The sequence below is a fragment of the Micromonospora sp. AP08 genome (assembly GCF_008085935.1).
Taxonomy (GTDB): domain Bacteria; phylum Actinomycetota; class Actinomycetes; order Mycobacteriales; family Micromonosporaceae; genus Micromonospora; species Micromonospora chersina.
Map to the genome: position 1 here is coordinate 1 of NZ_VSEZ01000047.1, position 368 is coordinate 368.

Below are 368 nucleotides of genomic sequence, written 5' to 3' on the forward strand. Positions count from 1 at the left end.
GAGGTCTGCAGCGAGATGTCCTCGGTGCCGGTGAACTTCAGGGTGACGGTCTGGCCGGCGTACGAGGCCAGGGAGAAGGACTTCTGGCTGTAGCCGGTGGCCTTGTTCAGGTTCGAGTACGTCGCCAGGGTGGCCAGCACGGTGCCGGAGGAGTTGAGCACCTGCACGGTCAGCTTGTCGTACTGGACGCTGGTGGTGGTCTCGGCCGAGTCGATGTGCAGCCAGAACGTGAAGGTGTACGAGGTGCAGCCCGCCGGCAGGCTCACCGACTGCGACAGCGTGTCGGTGTGGGTGCTGCCGTAGCCGTCCAGCCACGCGTTCCAGGTGCCGGTACGCGGCGGCTGGCCGCTGGAGCCGTACTGCCCGAT

1 pseudogene is annotated in these 368 nt (G+C 66.6%); it reads right to left on the reverse strand.

Features of this window, described 5'->3' with window-relative positions:
- Window positions 1-368 (reverse strand): annotated as a pseudogene (locus FXF50_RS29050) (immune inhibitor A); the annotation flags it as partial.